20 protein-coding genes and 1 tRNA gene are annotated in these 15,832 nt (G+C 72.0%); 12 read left to right on the forward strand and 9 right to left on the reverse strand.

Features of this window, described 5'->3' with window-relative positions; translation table 11 throughout:
- Nucleotides 1-61: 61 nt before the first annotated feature.
- A complete protein-coding gene (gene rsfS, locus ACIBK9_RS35770; protein WP_397163109.1) occupies nt 62-457 on the forward strand; it encodes a ribosome silencing factor in 396 nt (131 codons plus the stop codon).
- Nucleotides 454-1,083 (forward strand): histidine phosphatase family protein, encoded by a 630-nt coding sequence (locus ACIBK9_RS35775; RefSeq protein ID WP_358283976.1) that lies wholly within the window; start codon nt 454-456, stop codon nt 1,081-1,083. The genes rsfS and ACIBK9_RS35775 overlap by 4 nt, the downstream gene beginning before the upstream one ends.
- A 9-nt stretch (nt 1,084-1,092) precedes the next feature.
- Here the strand turns inward: ACIBK9_RS35775 and ACIBK9_RS35780 are convergent, their stop codons facing one another.
- Nucleotides 1,093-2,280 carry an FAD-dependent monooxygenase gene (locus tag ACIBK9_RS35780; RefSeq protein WP_397163110.1) on the reverse strand — a complete coding sequence of 396 codons (1,188 nt, stop codon included), beginning with the start codon at nt 2,278-2,280 and terminating at the stop codon, nt 1,093-1,095.
- 155 nt (nt 2,281-2,435) lie between these two features.
- Between ACIBK9_RS35780 and ACIBK9_RS35785 the strand changes: the two genes are divergently transcribed.
- Nucleotides 2,436-3,347, forward strand: coding sequence for a TetR/AcrR family transcriptional regulator C-terminal domain-containing protein (locus tag ACIBK9_RS35785; RefSeq protein ID WP_397163111.1), 912 nt, complete (start codon nt 2,436-2,438; stop codon nt 3,345-3,347).
- A gap of 66 nt (nt 3,348-3,413) precedes the next feature.
- A tRNA-Ala gene (locus tag ACIBK9_RS35790) sits at nt 3,414-3,486 on the forward strand.
- Between the two features lie 44 nt (nt 3,487-3,530).
- Here ACIBK9_RS35790 and ACIBK9_RS35795 read toward each other — a convergent pair.
- Together ACIBK9_RS35795 and ACIBK9_RS35800 are read right to left on the reverse strand one after the other, a co-directional pair.
- Nucleotides 3,531-4,013, reverse strand: a complete 483-nt coding sequence (locus tag ACIBK9_RS35795) for a hemerythrin domain-containing protein (protein ID WP_358283982.1) — start codon at nt 4,011-4,013, stop codon at nt 3,531-3,533.
- Nucleotides 4,014-4,125: 112 nt separating this feature from the next.
- Nucleotides 4,126-5,097 carry a helix-turn-helix transcriptional regulator gene (locus ACIBK9_RS35800; protein ID WP_397163112.1) on the reverse strand — a complete coding sequence of 324 codons (972 nt, stop codon included), beginning with the start codon at nt 5,095-5,097 and terminating at the stop codon, nt 4,126-4,128.
- A 46-nt stretch (nt 5,098-5,143) separates the two neighbouring features.
- Between ACIBK9_RS35800 and ACIBK9_RS35805 the strand changes: the two genes are divergently transcribed.
- Nucleotides 5,144-5,599, forward strand: coding sequence for a hypothetical protein (locus tag ACIBK9_RS35805; RefSeq protein WP_387663403.1), 456 nt, complete (start codon nt 5,144-5,146; stop codon nt 5,597-5,599).
- Between the two features lie 21 nt (nt 5,600-5,620).
- Here the strand turns inward: ACIBK9_RS35805 and ACIBK9_RS35810 are convergent, their stop codons facing one another.
- The 4 genes from ACIBK9_RS35810 to ACIBK9_RS35825 all read right to left on the reverse strand — a co-directional run bounded on the left by ACIBK9_RS35810 (nt 5,621) and on the right by ACIBK9_RS35825 (nt 9,758).
- Nucleotides 5,621-5,890, reverse strand: coding sequence for a hypothetical protein (locus ACIBK9_RS35810; protein ID WP_358283989.1), 270 nt, complete (start codon nt 5,888-5,890; stop codon nt 5,621-5,623).
- 84 nt (nt 5,891-5,974) lie between these two features.
- On the reverse strand, nt 5,975-6,466 hold the full coding sequence (locus ACIBK9_RS35815) for a hypothetical protein (protein WP_397163113.1): 492 nt from the start codon (nt 6,464-6,466) through the stop codon (nt 5,975-5,977).
- Between the two features lie 36 nt (nt 6,467-6,502).
- Nucleotides 6,503-8,299 (reverse strand): Na+/H+ antiporter NhaA, encoded by a 1,797-nt coding sequence (gene nhaA / locus ACIBK9_RS35820; protein ID WP_397163114.1) that lies wholly within the window; start codon nt 8,297-8,299, stop codon nt 6,503-6,505.
- Nucleotides 8,300-8,387: 88 nt separating this feature from the next.
- Nucleotides 8,388-9,758, reverse strand: coding sequence for a Dyp-type peroxidase (locus tag ACIBK9_RS35825; RefSeq protein ID WP_397163116.1), 1,371 nt, complete (start codon nt 9,756-9,758; stop codon nt 8,388-8,390).
- Between the two features lie 140 nt (nt 9,759-9,898).
- Here ACIBK9_RS35825 and ACIBK9_RS35830 point away from each other — a divergent pair, with 140 nt between their 5' ends.
- Complete coding sequence (locus ACIBK9_RS35830) at nt 9,899-10,498, forward strand: TetR/AcrR family transcriptional regulator (RefSeq protein WP_397163118.1); 600 nt, start codon at nt 9,899-9,901, stop codon at nt 10,496-10,498.
- A 41-nt stretch (nt 10,499-10,539) separates the two neighbouring features.
- A complete protein-coding gene (locus ACIBK9_RS35835; protein ID WP_397163119.1) occupies nt 10,540-10,920 on the forward strand; it encodes a hypothetical protein in 381 nt (126 codons plus the stop codon).
- On the opposite strand, the gene ACIBK9_RS35840 is transcribed toward ACIBK9_RS35835, so the two are convergent.
- On the reverse strand, nt 10,896-11,390 hold the full coding sequence (locus ACIBK9_RS35840; RefSeq protein WP_358284004.1) for a DUF523 domain-containing protein: 495 nt from the start codon (nt 11,388-11,390) through the stop codon (nt 10,896-10,898). The two genes, ACIBK9_RS35835 and ACIBK9_RS35840, sit on opposite strands and share 25 nt — an antisense overlap.
- Before the next feature lie 79 nt (nt 11,391-11,469).
- On the opposite strand from ACIBK9_RS35840, the gene ACIBK9_RS35845 reads away from it, so the two are divergent.
- The 5 genes from ACIBK9_RS35845 (at nt 11,470) to ACIBK9_RS35865 (ending at nt 15,035) form a co-directional block, all read left to right on the forward strand.
- On the forward strand, nt 11,470-11,832 hold the full coding sequence (locus tag ACIBK9_RS35845) for a hypothetical protein (protein WP_358284006.1): 363 nt from the start codon (nt 11,470-11,472) through the stop codon (nt 11,830-11,832).
- Nucleotides 11,829-12,206 carry a hypothetical protein gene (locus ACIBK9_RS35850; protein ID WP_397163121.1) on the forward strand — a complete coding sequence of 126 codons (378 nt, stop codon included), beginning with the start codon at nt 11,829-11,831 and terminating at the stop codon, nt 12,204-12,206. Before ACIBK9_RS35845 ends, ACIBK9_RS35850 begins: the two co-directional genes overlap by 4 nt.
- A 31-nt stretch (nt 12,207-12,237) precedes the next feature.
- Complete coding sequence (locus tag ACIBK9_RS35855; protein ID WP_357984730.1) at nt 12,238-12,855, forward strand: SRPBCC family protein; 618 nt, start codon at nt 12,238-12,240, stop codon at nt 12,853-12,855.
- A gap of 180 nt (nt 12,856-13,035) precedes the next feature.
- A complete protein-coding gene (locus ACIBK9_RS35860; RefSeq protein ID WP_352328545.1) occupies nt 13,036-14,217 on the forward strand; it encodes an MFS transporter in 1,182 nt (393 codons plus the stop codon).
- Nucleotides 14,214-15,035, forward strand: a complete 822-nt coding sequence (locus tag ACIBK9_RS35865; protein ID WP_397163124.1) for a metal-dependent hydrolase — start codon at nt 14,214-14,216, stop codon at nt 15,033-15,035. Before ACIBK9_RS35860 ends, ACIBK9_RS35865 begins: the two co-directional genes overlap by 4 nt.
- Before the next feature lie 39 nt (nt 15,036-15,074).
- Here the strand turns inward: ACIBK9_RS35865 and ACIBK9_RS35870 are convergent, their stop codons facing one another.
- Nucleotides 15,075-15,815: a dienelactone hydrolase family protein gene (locus tag ACIBK9_RS35870; protein ID WP_397163125.1), complete on the reverse strand. Its 741-nt coding sequence runs from the start codon at nt 15,813-15,815 to the stop codon at nt 15,075-15,077.
- Between the last annotated feature and the right edge of the window lie 17 nt (nt 15,816-15,832).

Consider the following 15,832-nt stretch of genomic DNA (forward strand, 5'->3'; position numbering starts at 1 on the left):
GCCTGGAAGGGTACCCTCGGTATATGGGCATGCTGCCGACACAGGAGGACAGACCCGCATCGTGACCGCATCCGACAGATCCGTTCAGCTCGTCCAGATCGCCGCCGAGGCCGCGGCCGACAAGCTGGCCGATGACATCCTCGCCTACGACGTGAGCGAGCAGCTCGTCATCACCGACGCCTTCCTGCTCTGCTCCGCCACGAACGACCGCCAGGTCCGCGCCATCGTCGACGAGATCGAAGACCGGCTGCGCACCGAGGCCGACGCCAAGCCCGTGCGCCGCGAGGGCGAGCGCGAGGGCCGCTGGGTGCTGCTCGACTACATCGACATCGTCGTGCACGTCCAGCATGAGGAAGACCGCACGTTCTACGCCCTTGAGCGCCTGTGGAAGGACTGCCCGGCCATCGGGCTGCCGGAGAGCGTCATGCTCGCCAACATCCAGCGGGCCCGCAGTTGAGCAGGCGGATCGTCTGCCTCCGCCACGGACAGACCCTGTGGAACGTGGAGCACCGTTTCCAGGGCCACTCCGACATCCCGCTCGACGAGACCGGCGTCGCGCAGGCGGCCAGGGCCGCCTCGCTGCTGGCCTCGCTGCGGCCCACCCTCATCGTCTCCTCCGACCTCCAGCGCGCCCATGACACGGCCCTGGCGCTCGGCAGGCTCGTGGGGCTCGACGTGACCGTCGACAAGGACTTCCGCGAACGCGGCGGCGGCCAGTGGGAGGGTCTGACGCGCGACGAGATCGCCGCGCGCTGGCCCGAGGAGTACATCGCCTGGGAGGCCCCCGACGGCGAGCCCGTCTCGGAGGTCGCGACCCGGGTGGCCGCCTCCATGCGCAAGTGGGCGGCCAAGCTCGACGACGACGGGCTCCTGGTCGTCGCCTCGCACGGCGCCGCGCTGCGGCTCGGCATCTGCGAGCTGCTCGGCCTGCCCGAGGAGCTGTGGCCGGCGCTGGGCGGGCTGGGCAACTGCTCCTGGTCGGTGCTGCAGGAGGGCCGTCAGGGCTGGCGGCTGCTCGAACACAACGCCGGCACCCTGCCCGAGCCCATCAGCAGCGACGACCGCCCTGACGCGGAGGCGTAGCCGACCGGCTCAGGCCGGCTGCGCGGGGCGGCGAGCGCCCTGCCGGGGATGGTCCGGCAGCGTGACGGCGCTCGCGGCCTTGTCCGTCATCCGCTTGACCATGCCCTTGCCCGGCAGGTACGGCAGCATGCGCATCATCTGGTTCCGCAGCCGGATCCGCGCCCGCGTGCCCGGCACGAGGTATTTGTCGGCCCCCTCGGCCTGCTTCTGGCACACCTCGACGTACGGTCTCATCCGCCGCTCGTAGGCGTCGAAGGCGGCACTGTGGTCGCCGGGGGCCGCGGCCAGCTCGGCGGCCAGCACGTACGCGCCGATCATCCCGAGCCCCGTGCCCATGCCGCCGGGGCCGGGGGCGTACCCGGCGTCGCCGACCAGCGCCACCCGGCCGGACGACCACCGGGGCAGGACGACCTGGGCGGCCTGCCAGAAGTAGAAGTCCTCGGCCCTGTCCATGGCCGCCAGCAGGGACGGGACCTGCCAGCCCACTTCCCGGAACGCCCGCGCCACCAGGGCCCGCTGCGCCGCCTGGTCGCGGTGGCCGACGTCGAGCGGGGGCGTGGCGAAGTCGAGCGACGCCCTGGTCCGGCCGTTCGTCCGGACGATGGTGGCGCAGCGGCCCGGCACGTTGTGCATCAGGCCGTCGTGGTCCAGCCCGTACGTGCCGGGGACGGAGAAGACGGCGCCGTAGAAGCCGAGATGGCGCAGGGGAGCGGCCGGGAAGGCCAGCTCGCGTACCTTGCTGCGAATGCCGTCCGCGCCGACGACCAGGTCGAACGTGCGGGGCGCGGCCTTTTCGAAGGTCACCTGCACGCCGTCGGGGCGCTCGGTCAGGGAGGTGATCGAGTCGCCGAGGAGGCGTTCGGCGGGGGCGGCCTCGTTCAGGATGCGGGTCAGGTCGCCGCGCAGGATCTCCACGTCGCCGCTGAACACCTCCGACGGCAGCCTGGCCAGCCGTCTGCCGGCGCCGTCGACGATGGCGATGTCGCCCATGCCGGTCTGGGCCGCGCTGATCGGGTCCAGCACGCCCATGCGCTTCAGCACCTCCAGCTGCGGGGCGCCGCGGAAGTCGACGGCCTGGCCGCCGGTGCGCAGGGCGGGGGCGCGTTCGACGACGGTCGGCCGGAACCCGAGGCGGGCCAGCCAGTGGGCGAGCGTGGGCCCGGCGACGCCGCCGCCGGAGATGAGGACGGTCTGCACGGTTGCCTCCCTGGGTAGTGCGCCATGTACGTTGTACGCGTACCGTAGGTTCGGGTTCTCCAGCAGGCAAGAGGGTCGCCCGGCGCACTAGTGCGGTGAGAAGGTGCCGCCGGGTGCGCCGAGCCTGGTGCACTAGTGCTGCGGAAGGGGTGGCCGTGGATCGGCCCGTGTATCTGCGGATCGTGGCGGAGTTGCGCGACCGCATCGCCGCCGGCGAGCTGGCGCCGGGGGACAAGGTGCCCTCGACCCGCCAGATCATCCGCGAGTGGGGGGTGGCGATGGCCACCGCGACCAGGGCCCTCGGCAGGTTGCGCGAGGAGGGGCTCACGCGGGCCGTGCCGGGGGTCGGGACCGTCGTCGCCGGGCCCGTGCGGCGGGCGGCGCAGGACCTCACCGCGCGGCGCGTCGTGCGCGAGGCGATCAGGGTCGCCGACCGGGAGGGGCTGGCCGCCGTGTCGATGCGCCGCCTGGCCGCCGAGGTCGACGCCTCGGCCATGTCCCTGTACCGGCATGTCGCGGGCAAGGACGAGCTGGTCCGGCTCATGATCGACGCGGTCTACGGCGAGGAGCCGCCCGCCGGGCAGCCGCCGCGCGACTGGCGGGCCCGGCTGGAGCTGGAGCTCCGGCAGTTGTGGCGGGTGCACCTGCGGCATCCGTGGCTGGCGCAGGCGGTCTCGCTGACCCGGCCGCAGCTCGTGCCCAACGGCATGGCGTCCACCGAACGGCTGCTGCGGGCCCTGGACGGGCTCGGCCTCGACGCCGGCACCATGCTGCACGCCGTCGTGTCCCTGGTGAACTTCGTCCGGGGCGCCGCCGTGGCCCTGGAGGCGGAGCTGCAGGCGCGTACCGAGACCGGGGTGACCGAGGACGACTGGCTGAGCGAGCACGAAGGGGAGATGGCGGAGTTGCTCGCCTCCGGCGCCTTCCCGACTCTGGCGAAGGTGGTCACGGATCCCGGGGTGGATCTGGACCTGGACTCCGTCTTCGAGTTCGGGCTCCGCGGGCAGCTCGACGGGCTCGCCGTGCTGGTGGCACGGGCGCAGCGGGGACGGCGGCCGGGCGATTAGGCGAAAGGGCGCGGATGGCTATATGCTCTCGGAGCGCCGCAACGGGTGATCCCGCAGCGGTGACCAGGGGCTATGGCGCAGTTGGTAGCGCGCCTCCATGGCATGGAGGAGGTCTGGGGTTCGAATCCCCATAGCTCCACACAGATTTTTGCCCTGGTTCGAGCGGTCCGGCTCGACCGCGCGTCAGTCCAGGAACGCCGGAGCGCTCCACGTCGTGGCGGGCAGGGCGTTGAGGGCGGCGACGATCCGCTTCTCCTCGTAGACGAAGTGCGATTCCAGCAGGGCCGACAGGCCGTCCAGCTCGGTGCGCACGTCACGGGTGGCGGGCGCGTCGGCGGTCAGCAGGGTTTCCAGGTCGCGCAGGATGGCGGCCACCTGCTCGTGGTCCCGGCGCAGTTCCTCAAGGACGGGGCGTAGTTCGGGGAACTCGGCGGCGAGCACCGGGAAGGCCGTGGCGTCCTCACCGGTGTGGTGGGTGGTGATCGCCGAGCAGAAGGTCAGGCAGTGGGTGCGCAGGTCGCGCAGGGAGCCGCCGCGGCCGGCGGTGTCGCGCAGCCTGGCCAGCTCTTCGCGGAGCCGGAGGTGCACGTCGATCAGCTGGTTGCCGAAGGCCGCCAGACGGCGGGCCGGCTCGGGGAAGTCGTTCATGGTCGTGTCCGATGTCACGGCGCCTCCATGCCCGCGGCGGTCTCCTGGCCGGGTGCACTGCGACGCTGATCTGGGATCAGATCATGCTTTTCGCGGCGAATCAACTCGGCGGGCCGAGCCCACTTTCGGGTCAGGCGTAGCGCCGGGCCAGCTCGGCCGCCGCCGCGCCCAGGGCCTCGCGCAGCGCGGGCGGGGACAGCACCTCGACGTCGGTCCCGAGCCGCAGGAACTCGCCGAGCGCGTGGTCGTGCGACTCGATCGGCAGGGTGACCCGCGTCCAGCCCTCGGCGTCCGGCGGCTCGGCGGTCTCCCGGGCGGCCGCCGCGACGCCGGGCGTCATGAGGTCGGGCAGGCGTTCCAGGCCGCGCGGCGACAGCCGCACCACCGCCTCGCCGCGCCGCAGCCTGGCCTCGAACTCGGCCAGGTACTCCTGCCAGTACGCCGCCAGGGAGAAGTCGTCCGGCCTGGCGAACGTCTCGGGGAGGGCGTGCAGGTCGAGGATCTGGGAGACGCGGTAGGTGCGCACGTGCTCGCCGCAGCGCGCCACCAGGTACCAGCGGCCCGCCTTGACCACCAGCCCGTACGGCTCCAGCCGCCGTTCCACCTCCTGCGGCGCCTTCCACCGCCGGTAGGTGACCTGGACGGCCCGCTCGTTCCACACGGCGTCGGCCACGGCCGGCAGGTACGTGACCGGCTCGGCGTCCCGGTACCAGGAGGGCGCGTCGAGATGGAACCGCTCCTGGATGCGGCCCGCGCGGTCGCGCAGCTCGACGGGCAGCGCGGCCATCAGCTTGAGCTGGGCGGCGGTCACCACCGCGCCGAGGCCCAGCTCGGCCGCCGGCCCCGGCAGCCCGGCCAGGAACAGCGACTCCGCCTCGTCGGTGGTCAGCCCGGTGAGGCGGGTGCGGTAGCCGGCGAGGAGCTGGTAGCCGCCGTTGGGCCCGGCGTCGCCGTAGAGCGGGATGCCGGCGGCGTGCAGGGACTCCATGTCGCGGTAGATGGTGCGGACGGAGACCTCCAGGCGCTCGGCGAGGTCGTGGGCCGTCATGCGGCCGCGCGTCTGCAACAGCAGCAGGATCGAGACCAGGCGGGAGGCGCGCACGGACACTGACACTACATGTCAGTGACCCGGCCGTACGTTCGCTCGCATGGACGACTTCGACTTCCTCGCCGGCACCTGGGACGTGGTGAACCGCAGGCTCCTCAAGCCGCTGGCCGGCAGCGACGAATGGGACGAGTTCCCCGGCCGCTCGGTCGCGACCCGGCACTTCGACGGCGCGGCCAGCTTCGACGAGATCGCCTTCCCCACCAAGGGCCGGCACGGGATGACCGTGCGCGTCCGCAACCCCGCGACGCGGCAGTGGTCGATCTACTGGGCCAGCAGCGCGACCGGCACGCTGGACACCCGGCCCATGGTGGGCGCCTTCACCGGGAACCGGGGCGAGTTCTACGGCGAGGAGACCCACGAGGGCCGGCCGGTGCGCTGCCGGTTCGTCTGGACCGTCGTCGACGAGCGCCGGGCCAGGTGGGAGCAGGCCTTCTCGGCGGACGACGGCCAGACCTGGGAGACCAACTGGACGATGGACTTCACCCGGGCGTCCTGAGCGAAGGGCTTCGTCCGGGCCTCAGGACGCCTGGCCGCGCACCCACAGGACCGTGGCCACGGCCACCACCGCGACCAGCAGCAGGAGCCCGCCCACCAGGACCACCCACCGCCAGGCCGACTTCGGCGGCGGCGGGGGCTCGTACAGGGGGACGTCGGGGAGCATGTCGGGGGTGTAGGGCAGGCTCTGCGTGTACGGCGCTTCCGGGGGGCCCTGGGGAGGGTGCTCCGGGTGCGGGACGCGATGTCGGACGGTCTGGTTCGGGTCCGGCTCCTGCGGCTCTCGCTTCATGATCCCCTCAGACGCGGCTCTGGAGGTGGGTTTCATCGACATTGTCATACTTGCCGGTGAAACGCGGTCCAGACGTCGGAAGGCTCAGTAACCGCTCTGATCGCCGCCGTGCGGCGGCTGCGGCGGCTGCCAGCCGCCCTGGGGACCACTCTGAGGGCCGCCCTGGGGGCCGGGCTGCTGGTAGGGCTGCTGCTGGTAGGGCTGGTGGTACGGCTGCGGGGGCTGCTGCCAGCCGGGGCCCTGCGGCCGCTCCTGCTGGGGGGCGGCGCGGCGCGCGACGACGGCCCAGATCAGCAGCCCGATGCCGGCCAGGTGGAACAGCGAGGAGATGAGATAGGCGAACGGCAGGACGGCCATCATGCTGGAGCCGTACGACTCGATCAGCGTCTGGGTCAGGATGCTCAGCACGAGGTTGATCAGCGTGCCGATCAGCAGCAGGCCGCAGCCCGACATGCCGAGGGTGGCCGCGCGGCCCACGTGCCGTCTGTTCATCCCGATCAGGACGATGCCCACCACCAGCAGCAGGGCGGTGATGAGGGTGGGGAGCAGGTTCGTGAGCATGTTGAGGAAACTCATGGGGCGACTCCAGCCAGAAGGGGGACTCGGGCGACGTTACGGGGATCCGCGCAGTTCTTCCACCGCACGGCTGATCGACTGCAGGTCGAGACCGCCCTTGTGCCGGCGGCCGTTCAGGAACAGGGTGGGGGTGCCGCGCACGCCGCTCTCCTTGCCCGACGCCTCGTCGAGCGCGATGCGGGAGGCGTGCCCGGCCACGTCCGCCCAGGGGTCGACGTCGAGCTCGGCGGCGTAGTGTTCGAGGTCGGCGTCGGTGAGGAAACGCTGGTTGTCGTAGAGGATGTCGTGCATCTCCCAGAACCGGCCGCGGTCGGCGGCGGCCTCGGAGACGATGGCGGCGGACGCGGCCCGGGGGTGCAGCGTCCGGATCGGGAAGTGCCGGAAGACCAGCCGGACGTCGGGGTTCCGGCGCAGGATCTCGTCCAGGACGGGGTGGAGACGGCCGCAGTAGGGGCACTCGAAGTCGCCGTACTCGACGATGGTCACCTTCGCGGTCGCCGGACCCCGTACGTGGTCGTCGGGGCCGACCGGCACCGACAGCACGTCGGGCAGCTCCTCGTCGGGCTCGGCCTCGGGCGGCGCGCAGACGCCGCCCCGGTCCCAGGCCAGCCGGAAGACCACCCAGCCCAGCGCGGCGGACAACAACGACCCGGCCAGGATGCCGATCTTGGCCTGGCTCTGGATCGCCGGGTCGTCGAAGGCCAGGTCGACGATGAACAGCGCCACCGTGAACCCGATGCCGGACACCGCCGCGCCGCCCAGCAGCTGCCCCCACACCAGGTTCCCCGGCAGGATGCCCCAGCCGAACCGCAGCGGCAGCCACGTGCCGAGCGAGATCCCGGCGAACTTGCCGAGCAGCAGCCCCAGCGCGATGCCGAGGGAGATCGGCGAGGTCAGCGCCGCCCGCAGGGTCTCGCCGTCGAGCCGAACCCCGGCGTTGGCCAGCGCGAACACCGGCACGATCACATAGCTGCTCCAGGGGTGCAGGCGGAGCTGGAGCCGTTCGTTGACCGAGACGGCGCGCTGCACGCGCCGCGAGGCCTCCCTGGCCGCCCGCGCGCTCGGCTCGGTGGTGAACTCCTGGACGGCCTCGCCCGCCAGCAGCAGCTTCTGGTCGCTGGGGGCGTAGACGAACACGAGGACGCCGAGCGCGATGCCCACGAGCGTCGGGTGGATGCCGCTCTCCAGCGTCGCGACCCACAAGCCGAACCCGAGCGCGATGTAGGCCGGCGCCCGCCAGATCTTCAGCCAGCGCAGCAGCACGATCGCCGCCAGCAGCACGACGGCCACGACGAGCGCGGTGAGCTGGAGGCTGGCCGTGTAGAAGATCGCGATGATCATGATGGCCAGCACGTCGTCCACGATGGCCAGCGTCAGCAGGAACGCCCGCAGCGGATCGGGACAGCGCGCCCCGACGACGGCCAGCACGCCCAGCACGAACGCGGTGTCCGTGGCGATCGGCACACCCCACCCGCCCGCGCCGGGGCCGCCGAGGTTGAGCGCGAGGTAGACGGCGGCGGGCACGAGCATCCCGCCGAGCGCGGCCACGGCCGGGACGGCGATCAGCCGCCGGTCCCTGAGCTGCCCGAGCCGCACCTCGTAGGAGACCTCCAGGCCGATCAGGAAGAAGAACACGCTCATGAGGCCGTCGTTGACCCAATGGCGCAGGTCGAGGGAGAACACCGCGTCGCCGAACGAGATGCCCATGGGCAGGTGCCAGAACGACTCGTAGGTCCCGGCCCACGGCGAGTTGGCCCAGACCATGGCCAGGGCGGTGGCCACGAGCAGCACGCTCGTGCTGCCCGCCTCGGTCTTGAAGAACGCCCGCAACATCGTCAGATCTCCCCCCGGAGATCCGATCTTAGAACCCGCCCCGAAGGCCGCCGGGCCCGGCGGGGGTGTTCCCCGCCGGGCCCGGATGTCACAGGTTGCGGAGATAGGCCAGGGACGGCGCGAAGAAGTACTCGCCGCCCTTCATCGTGATCGTCTGGGCGACCTGCGCCTGCGGGGCCGACGGCTCGGCCCGGCCCCACACCTTCGGCCAGCTCACCTTGACGTCGCGGGCTCCCTGCCCGATGAGCGGGTCGTGGCCGGTCGCCGGGTTCTGGAAGTCCTCGTTGTTCGCCCAGCTCTGCTGCGTGAACTCGAACTGGGCGAGCAGGCTGCTGTTGAACGCCATGAACAGCAGGCCGACCTCGCCGCTCGGGCGGGTGCCGGGCGGGGAGTCGTCCCAGGGGTCGTCGGTGCGGTCGCCGTAGGTCTGGCCCCGGCGGGCCATGAGGACCTCACGGCCGAACGATCGCGGGTTCGTCTTCCTGATGTGCCCGCTGAAGGGGCACTTCGAGCCCGGGTCGTCGTCGAAGGTGAAGTCGTTGGCCACCGGGCCCCCGCCCGGCTTCTGCTTGAGCGTGACGGGGGTGCCGTCCTTGAAGCGGCCGACGAGCATGGCGCCCGCGCGGTCCCGGTCGGCGCCGAGCAGGCCGAGGGCGTCGGCCAGGTCCTGCTCGATCTCCTTGAACGCCCGTACGTTCTGCTCCAGCTTCCTGAAGACCAGGTAGCTGCCGAAATGCCGCTCCGGGTGCGGTGCGAAGGGGTCGGCGACCAGGATGTTGGAGAGCGGGAAGGCGGGGTCCCAGTGCTCCTTCGGCTCCTTGTCCACCTCGTCCCGCACGAACAGCGGCTGGCTGCGGCCGTCCACGTACCCGAAGTGCTCGATGCCGTCGCCGGCGGGGTTGCGCATGCCGTGGCCGGTCTCCTCGCCGAGCAGCCGCGCGCTTGCGGGCAGCTCGCCCAGGATCTCCTCGCGCAGCTCCTCGACCCGGTCCTGGCGGGCGTCGCCGATGAGGATGACGGCGTGGATCTCCCGCTGGTAGGCGGGCTCCCACTCGGTCACCGGCGGGTCGTCCAGCTCGGCGCCGCGCCGCTTCATGCCGTCGCGGAACGCCTTGTCGCCGAACCTGCGCACGTCCTCGACCGAGTGGCCGAGGTCGCGGTAGCCGGCCTTGCTGATGCCGATGCCGACGTACGGCGTGCCGCGCCGGCCGTTCGCGCCGAACTCGCGCACCTCCTCAAGGTGCCGGCGCGCCGACTTCATCTTCGTGACGGCGATGTGCCGCAGGAACGCCTTTCCCGCGGCGACGTCGTTGAACCTGACGAACAGCACGGACAGGTGCTCGCGCACGTGCGCGCGGAGAATGTTGGGCTGGAGATTGTCCAGCATCTCCTTGGTGTCCGCGTCGAGCTTGGCCGAGTCCCAGGCCAGGGGTTGTGCGTTGTTCAGGTCGACAGCCATTGTCGCCGAATCCTTTCCCCGTTTCGAAATGAATCGGGCCCCCTGCATCTGTACGACTCCCGGGAATGCGAGAAAGTTTCCACTTGATCAGGTCAGTTCGATTTCCTGATCAAACCCGGCGGACCGTACATAATGACCGGATGAAGAACCGGGGCTGGGGACGTTCCAGCGGCACCCGCGACACGCTGCTGCGCGCGGCCCGCGAGGTCTTCCTGGCCAAGGGGTACGCCGAGGCCACCGTCGCCGACATCGTCGAGACGTCGGGCATCAGCGTCGGCAGCCTGTACCACCATTTCGGTGGCAAGCCGGGTCTGTTCCTGGCCCTGTGGGAGCAGTTCATGCGCGAACAGGAGGAACGCACCTCCCGCGCGGCCAAGGCCACCGCCGGCGCCGGCGAGGAACGGTTCCTGGCCGGCGCCCGCGCCTATCTGGAGGGCTCGTGGGAGCAGCGCGACGTGGCCAGGCTGTTCCTGGAGAACGACGGCCCGGCCGAGTTCACGACCCTGCGCAGGCAGCGCGGCTGGGAGTGGATCGGCGGCAACAAGCGGCTGCTCGGCCTGGCGGACACGCCGGAGGGCAACGTGCTGGTGGTGCTGCTGACCACGGTGATGGGCGAGGCCGGGCGCGAGGTGGCGGCCTGCGAGTCCGACGGGGACGCCCAGGTGACCATCGACGAGGTGATCCGGATCGTCCGCCGCATGCTGGCTACGACGGGCGGCGTACCGCGGCCTTCTCCCTGAGGACGATTCCGCCGGCCCCTCGCGATGCGAGCGTGTAGCCCATGGACGCACTGCGCAAAGCCCTCGGCGTGCTCTCCCTGGCCTACGCGCTGATCTTCGCCGGGGCCGCGCTGCTGCACGCGGGCCTCACGGTCGGCCCGCTGTCCCAGCCGGTCGTGCCGCCCGCGGTGGTCGTGGAGACGTTGTGCGCCCTGGGCCTGCTCGCCGGCGGCCACGGCGCGCTGACCCGCCGCCGGTGGGCCTGGGACGGCCTGGTCCACACCCACGCGGGGGCGCTGGGCGGCGTGCTGATCGGCATCCTGGCGCTGGCCCTGCACCCGTCGGCGGCCACCGCGCTGAGCACCTGGTTCCACGACACGATGGCGGTGCTGCTGGCCGCCGGGCTGGCCGGGGCCTTCTACGCCTCCAGATCGCGCAGGTGATCGGCCGCCTCGGGCAACTGGTCCTCGGTGAACACGCGGACGCCGTGCGCTTCGAGCAGGGCGGTGGTCACCCCCTGGCCGGGCACCCGCCGGCCGCCGAACGTTCCGTCATGGATCGCCAGCGCGCCGCACGAAGGGCTGCCCTCCTTGAGCACGGCCAGCCGGACCCCGGCCGAACGGGCGGCCTCAAGCGCGGCCCGCGCCCCCGCCACGAACTCGGCCGTCACGTCGGAGCCGTCGCTCGCCAGCACGCGGGCGTCGCCGGAGAGCACCGCCGCCCCGCCCGCGCCGCCCTCGATCTCGGCCGCCGGGCGCGGAACGGGCAGCCCGCCCGCCACCTCGGGGCAGAAGACCACCAGCCGGCCCTCCGCCCGCCAGCCCGCGAGCAGGGCGTCGGCGCTGGTCTTCGCGCCGCCGTCGTAGCGGACCCGGCGGCCCATCAGGCAGGCGCTGACGAGGATTCTCTGCACGTCCCCGATCCTATGAGCGCGATCGGCACCAGCGGGACGCCGGCGAGGGCGACCCGCACGGGCGCTAACCTGTGTCGCGATGAACACCACCGTCGCCACGATCGTCATCGTCGGCTCACTGCTGCTCATGCTGGCGAGCCTGGTCGTCGCCGTCCGCGACCGGCCCATGGGCATGGTCCTGCTGGTCGGCTTCGCCGTGCTGGAGGTGGCGATCCTGGTGCAGGCCGGGTTCGTGATCGCGGCGGTGAGCGGCGGCGAGGGGCCGCCGGAGAAGGCCACGCTGTTCGGGTACATCGGCGGTCAGGTGCTCATCCCGCCCGCCGGGGTGTTCCTCGCGCTGGCCGAGCGCAGCCGGTGGGGCACGGCGATCCTGGTCGTGGCCGGGTTCGCGATCGCGGTGATGAACGCGCGGCTGCTGCAGATCTGGCAGGGCGTGGCGTGAGCGCCCCGATCGGCGCCGGCCCCGGGCGCGCGCTGGTCGCCGTCTACGGGCTGTTCTCGCTGGCGGCCGGGGCGCGGGCGGCGGTGCAGATCGCCACCAGGTTCGGCGAGGCGCCGCTGGCCTACGCCCTGTCGGCGTTCGCCGCGCTGGTCTACGTCGTGCTCACCGTCGCCCTCGTGCGCGGCGCCCGCCGGCTCGCGCTCGGCGCGCTCGTCATCGAGCTGGCCGGGGTGCTGCTGATCGGCACCGCGAGCGTGGCCGACCCGGCGGCCTTCCCCGACGCCACGGTGTGGTCGGCGTACGGCAAGGGTTACCTGTTCATCCCGCTCGTGCTGCCCTTCGTGGGGCTCTACTGGCTGCTGCGCAGGCGTTAACGCCGGGCGTGCGCGGGCAGGGACAGACCCCATGAGCACGATCGAGCACTCAGTAGACGTCAACGTCCCGATCCGCGTGGCCTACAACCAGTGGACCCAGTTCGAGAGCTTCCCCGAGTTCATGGAGGGCGTGGAGTCCGTCAAGCAGATCTCCGACACGCTCACCGAGTGGGTGGTCGAGATCGCCGGGGTCCGCCGCGAGTTCCAGGCCGAGATCACCGAGCAGCACCCCGACGAACGCGTCGCCTGGCGCGGCACGGACTCGCCGCACCACGCGGGCGTCGTCACCTTCCACCGCATCGACGCCGACACCACCAAGGTCACCCTCCAGATGGAGTACGACCCGGAGGGCGTCGTCGAGACCGTCGGCGACGCGCTGCAGATCGTCCGGCTGCGCATCAGGAACGACATGGAGCGGTTCAAGTCGTTCATCGAGTCGCGCGGCGGCGAGACGGGCGGCTGGCGCGGCGACGTCCCCGGCGCTCACCAGCACCAGCACGAGCACGGCTCCACCTACGGCGACAGCGGCGCGCCGGTCCCGCCCGGCACCGTCGGCGGCGGCGACTACCCGCCGAGCGGCACCCTGCCGCCCCCCGGCCCCGTTCCCCCGCGTAACCAGCCCCCGGAGGGCCCGAGCCCGGTCCTGTAGGACGGGATCTCCCCGAGAATCTCAGCCCCCGCCCCGGGGGCTTTCTCATGTCCAGGAATAAAGGGACATTTCGGTCCTGTTAAGGTGGTGATTCGTCCCATGATTTGATGAGTGGAGGACCTGACCAGCATGAGCGTGCTAGCCCAAGAGGCCCGTGGCAGAACAGGCAGAACCGCCCCCTTGGCCTGGCTTCTCGTGCTGGGCATCGTTCTGGCGGCGCTGAACCTGCGCACGGCCGTCACCAGCGTCGGGCCGCTGCTCGACCAGCTCGCCGGGGCGCTCGGCATGAGCAGCGTCGGCACCGGTCTGCTCACCACGCTGCCCGTGCTGGCCTTCGCCGGCGTCGGCGCGGTCACCCCCACCCTGGCCCGCCGGATCGGCGAGCACCGGCTGCTGCTGCTGGCCCTGGTCACCCTCGGCTCGGGCATGCTGGTCAGGTCGCTGGTCGGGTCGGCCCCGGTGTTCCTGCTGAGCAGCGCGGTCGCGCTGTCCGGCGGCGCCGTCGGCAACGTGCTCATCCCGACGCTGATCAAGCGTCACTTCCCCGGGCGCACCGGGATCATGACCACCGTCTACACCACGGCCCTGGCGGCGGGCACCATGCTGGCCGCCGCCGCGACCGTGCCGATCGAGCGCGCGTCGGGGGACTGGCACATCGCGCTCGGCGTGTGGGCGGCCCTGGCCGCCGTGGCCGCCATTCCGTGGCTTGCGCTGCTGCGCAGTGAGCCGGAGCGGGACACGGGCAGCCGGGACGCGGGCATCTCGACCCTGCTCAGGAGCAGGCTCGCCTGGATGGTGGCGATCTACTTCGGCACCCAGTCGATGATCGCCTACATCATGTTCGGATGGCTGGCCACGATCCTGACCGACGGGGGATACACCTCCTCGCAGGCCGGGATCATGCTCGGCGTGTTCACCGCCCTGAACATCCCGGTCTCGATCCTCGTGCCGACGATCGCCGCGCGCTTCCGCGACCAGCGGCCGGTCGTCGTGGGGCTGGTCGTGTTCTACACGATCGGCTTCCTCGGGCTGTGGTTCGCGCCCTCCTCGACCGCCATGGTCTGGGTGGTGTTCGTGGCGGTCGGCATGGGGTCGTTCCCGCTGGCGCTGGTGATGCTGGGGCTGCGCACCCGTACGCCGGAGAGCACGGCCGCGCTGTCGGCCTTCGGGCAGAGCGCCGGATATCTCATCGCCGGCGCCGGCCCGCTGCTGGTCGGGGTGATCTACCAGATGACCGGCGGCTGGTCGCTGACGTACGTGCTGATCTTCGGCGTGATCGCCGTCCAGCTTCTCACCGGCCTGTACGCCGGCCGCGACCGTTATCTGGAGGACGAGCGCCGCCCTGCCACAATGACCAGGTGAGATCCACTGTCGTCACCTTCCCCAACGGCCGGGTCAGCGGCCGTTCCCCGATTGTCGGGGCCGTGCCGGTGGGGGACCGGCACGGCCTCGTCACCGCCGAGACGCCGTTCCATCCCCTCGACCACACCTGGCCCGACCAGCCCGCAGACCGGGGGACGATCGGCGAGCTGCCGGTCCTCGACTGCGTGACAGGGGCCCAGTCGAACGACGGTGAGATCTTCGTCGGCGAGTCCATCCCGGTCCGGCGGGGCGCGGAGGGCTGGGAGTGGCTGGTCGTCCACGTCACCGACACCCCGCTGCCCGTCGGCGCCGAGGTGGACCTGGAGGTGGACGCCGGATACCGGGCGGCGCTCTCGGCCGGCCACACCGCCTGCCACCTGGCCGCGCTGGCGCTCAACGCGGCGCTGGCGGACAGGTGGCGCAAGGAGGTGCGGCTGGACCGGCTCGGCCACCCCGACTTCGACCAGACGGCGATCACCTCCTCGCGCATCGTGCCGCACGGCAGCGTGGACGAATACCGCCTCGGCAAGTCGCTGCGCAAGAAGGGCTTCTCCGCCGACGACCTGGACCTGACCGAGCTGGCCCGGCGGGTGAACGAGCAGCTCGGCACATGGGTGGCGGCCCGGGCGCCGGTCCGGCTCGACGTTCCGGGGTCCGGTCTGACCGCGTTGCGCACCTGGCACTGCTCGCTGCCCGAGGGCGAGGCGTCGATCCCGTGCGGCGGCACGCACGTGCGCGACACGGCCGAGCTCGGCACGGTCGAGGTCGCGTTCACCCTGGAGGAAGCCGCCTTCACGATGCGCACCACCTGCGGCTAGCGGGCCCCTACTACGGGGACCCTTGATGCGGGGCCCGTGTCAGGCTCTCGCGGCCAGGAAGGCGAGGACCCGGCGCCAGGCGTCCGCGCAGATCGCCTCGTGCTCGCCGTGGGCCTCGTCGAAGAAGCCGTGCGGGGCGCCCGGGTAGACGACGATCTCGTGCTCCACCCCGGCCCCGGTCAGCGCGGCCCCGAACTCGGCCACCTGCTCGGCCGGGATGCCCTCGTCGGCCCCGCCGAACAGGCCGAGGATCGGCGCGCCCAGCTCGGCGGCGTGCTGGGCGGGGCCGGGGCCGTACGGGCCGGCGATCCCCGGCGCGCCGTAGAACCCGATCACGCCGGCGAACCCGAACCTGGGCGCCGAGGCGAAGAACGCGTTCCGGCCGCCCATGCAGAAGCCGAGCGCCACCGCCGGACGTCCCAGGTGCTCGGTCGCGGCCTGGAGGTCGGCCTGGATGTTCTCCCTGGTCAGCTTGGGGATGTGGGCCATGACCTGGAACGACTCGCCCCGGTCGTCGTCGGTGGCGGTCCTGCCGTAGTAGTCGAGGGCGAGCGCCGGATGGCCCTGCTCGGCCAGCCGTACGGTGAGCTGCTTGTAGAAGCCGTGCAGGCCGCGGACGTCGGGGAGGATCACGACGCCGGGCCCGCTCACCCGGTCGGGACGGGACTCGTGGGCGGCGAACGACGCGCCGTCGGCGGAGGTCAGGCGGAGGTCGGCGGAGCGGGTGCCGGTGATCGGCGGTTGCGGGCGCGGTGGTGCGGCGTCGTTGTCGTAGCACATAGTGCCGGGAAACTACC

Origin of the sequence: Nonomuraea sp. NPDC050227 (genome assembly GCF_044459705.1) — a bacterium.
Taxonomy (GTDB): domain Bacteria; phylum Actinomycetota; class Actinomycetes; order Streptosporangiales; family Streptosporangiaceae; genus Nonomuraea.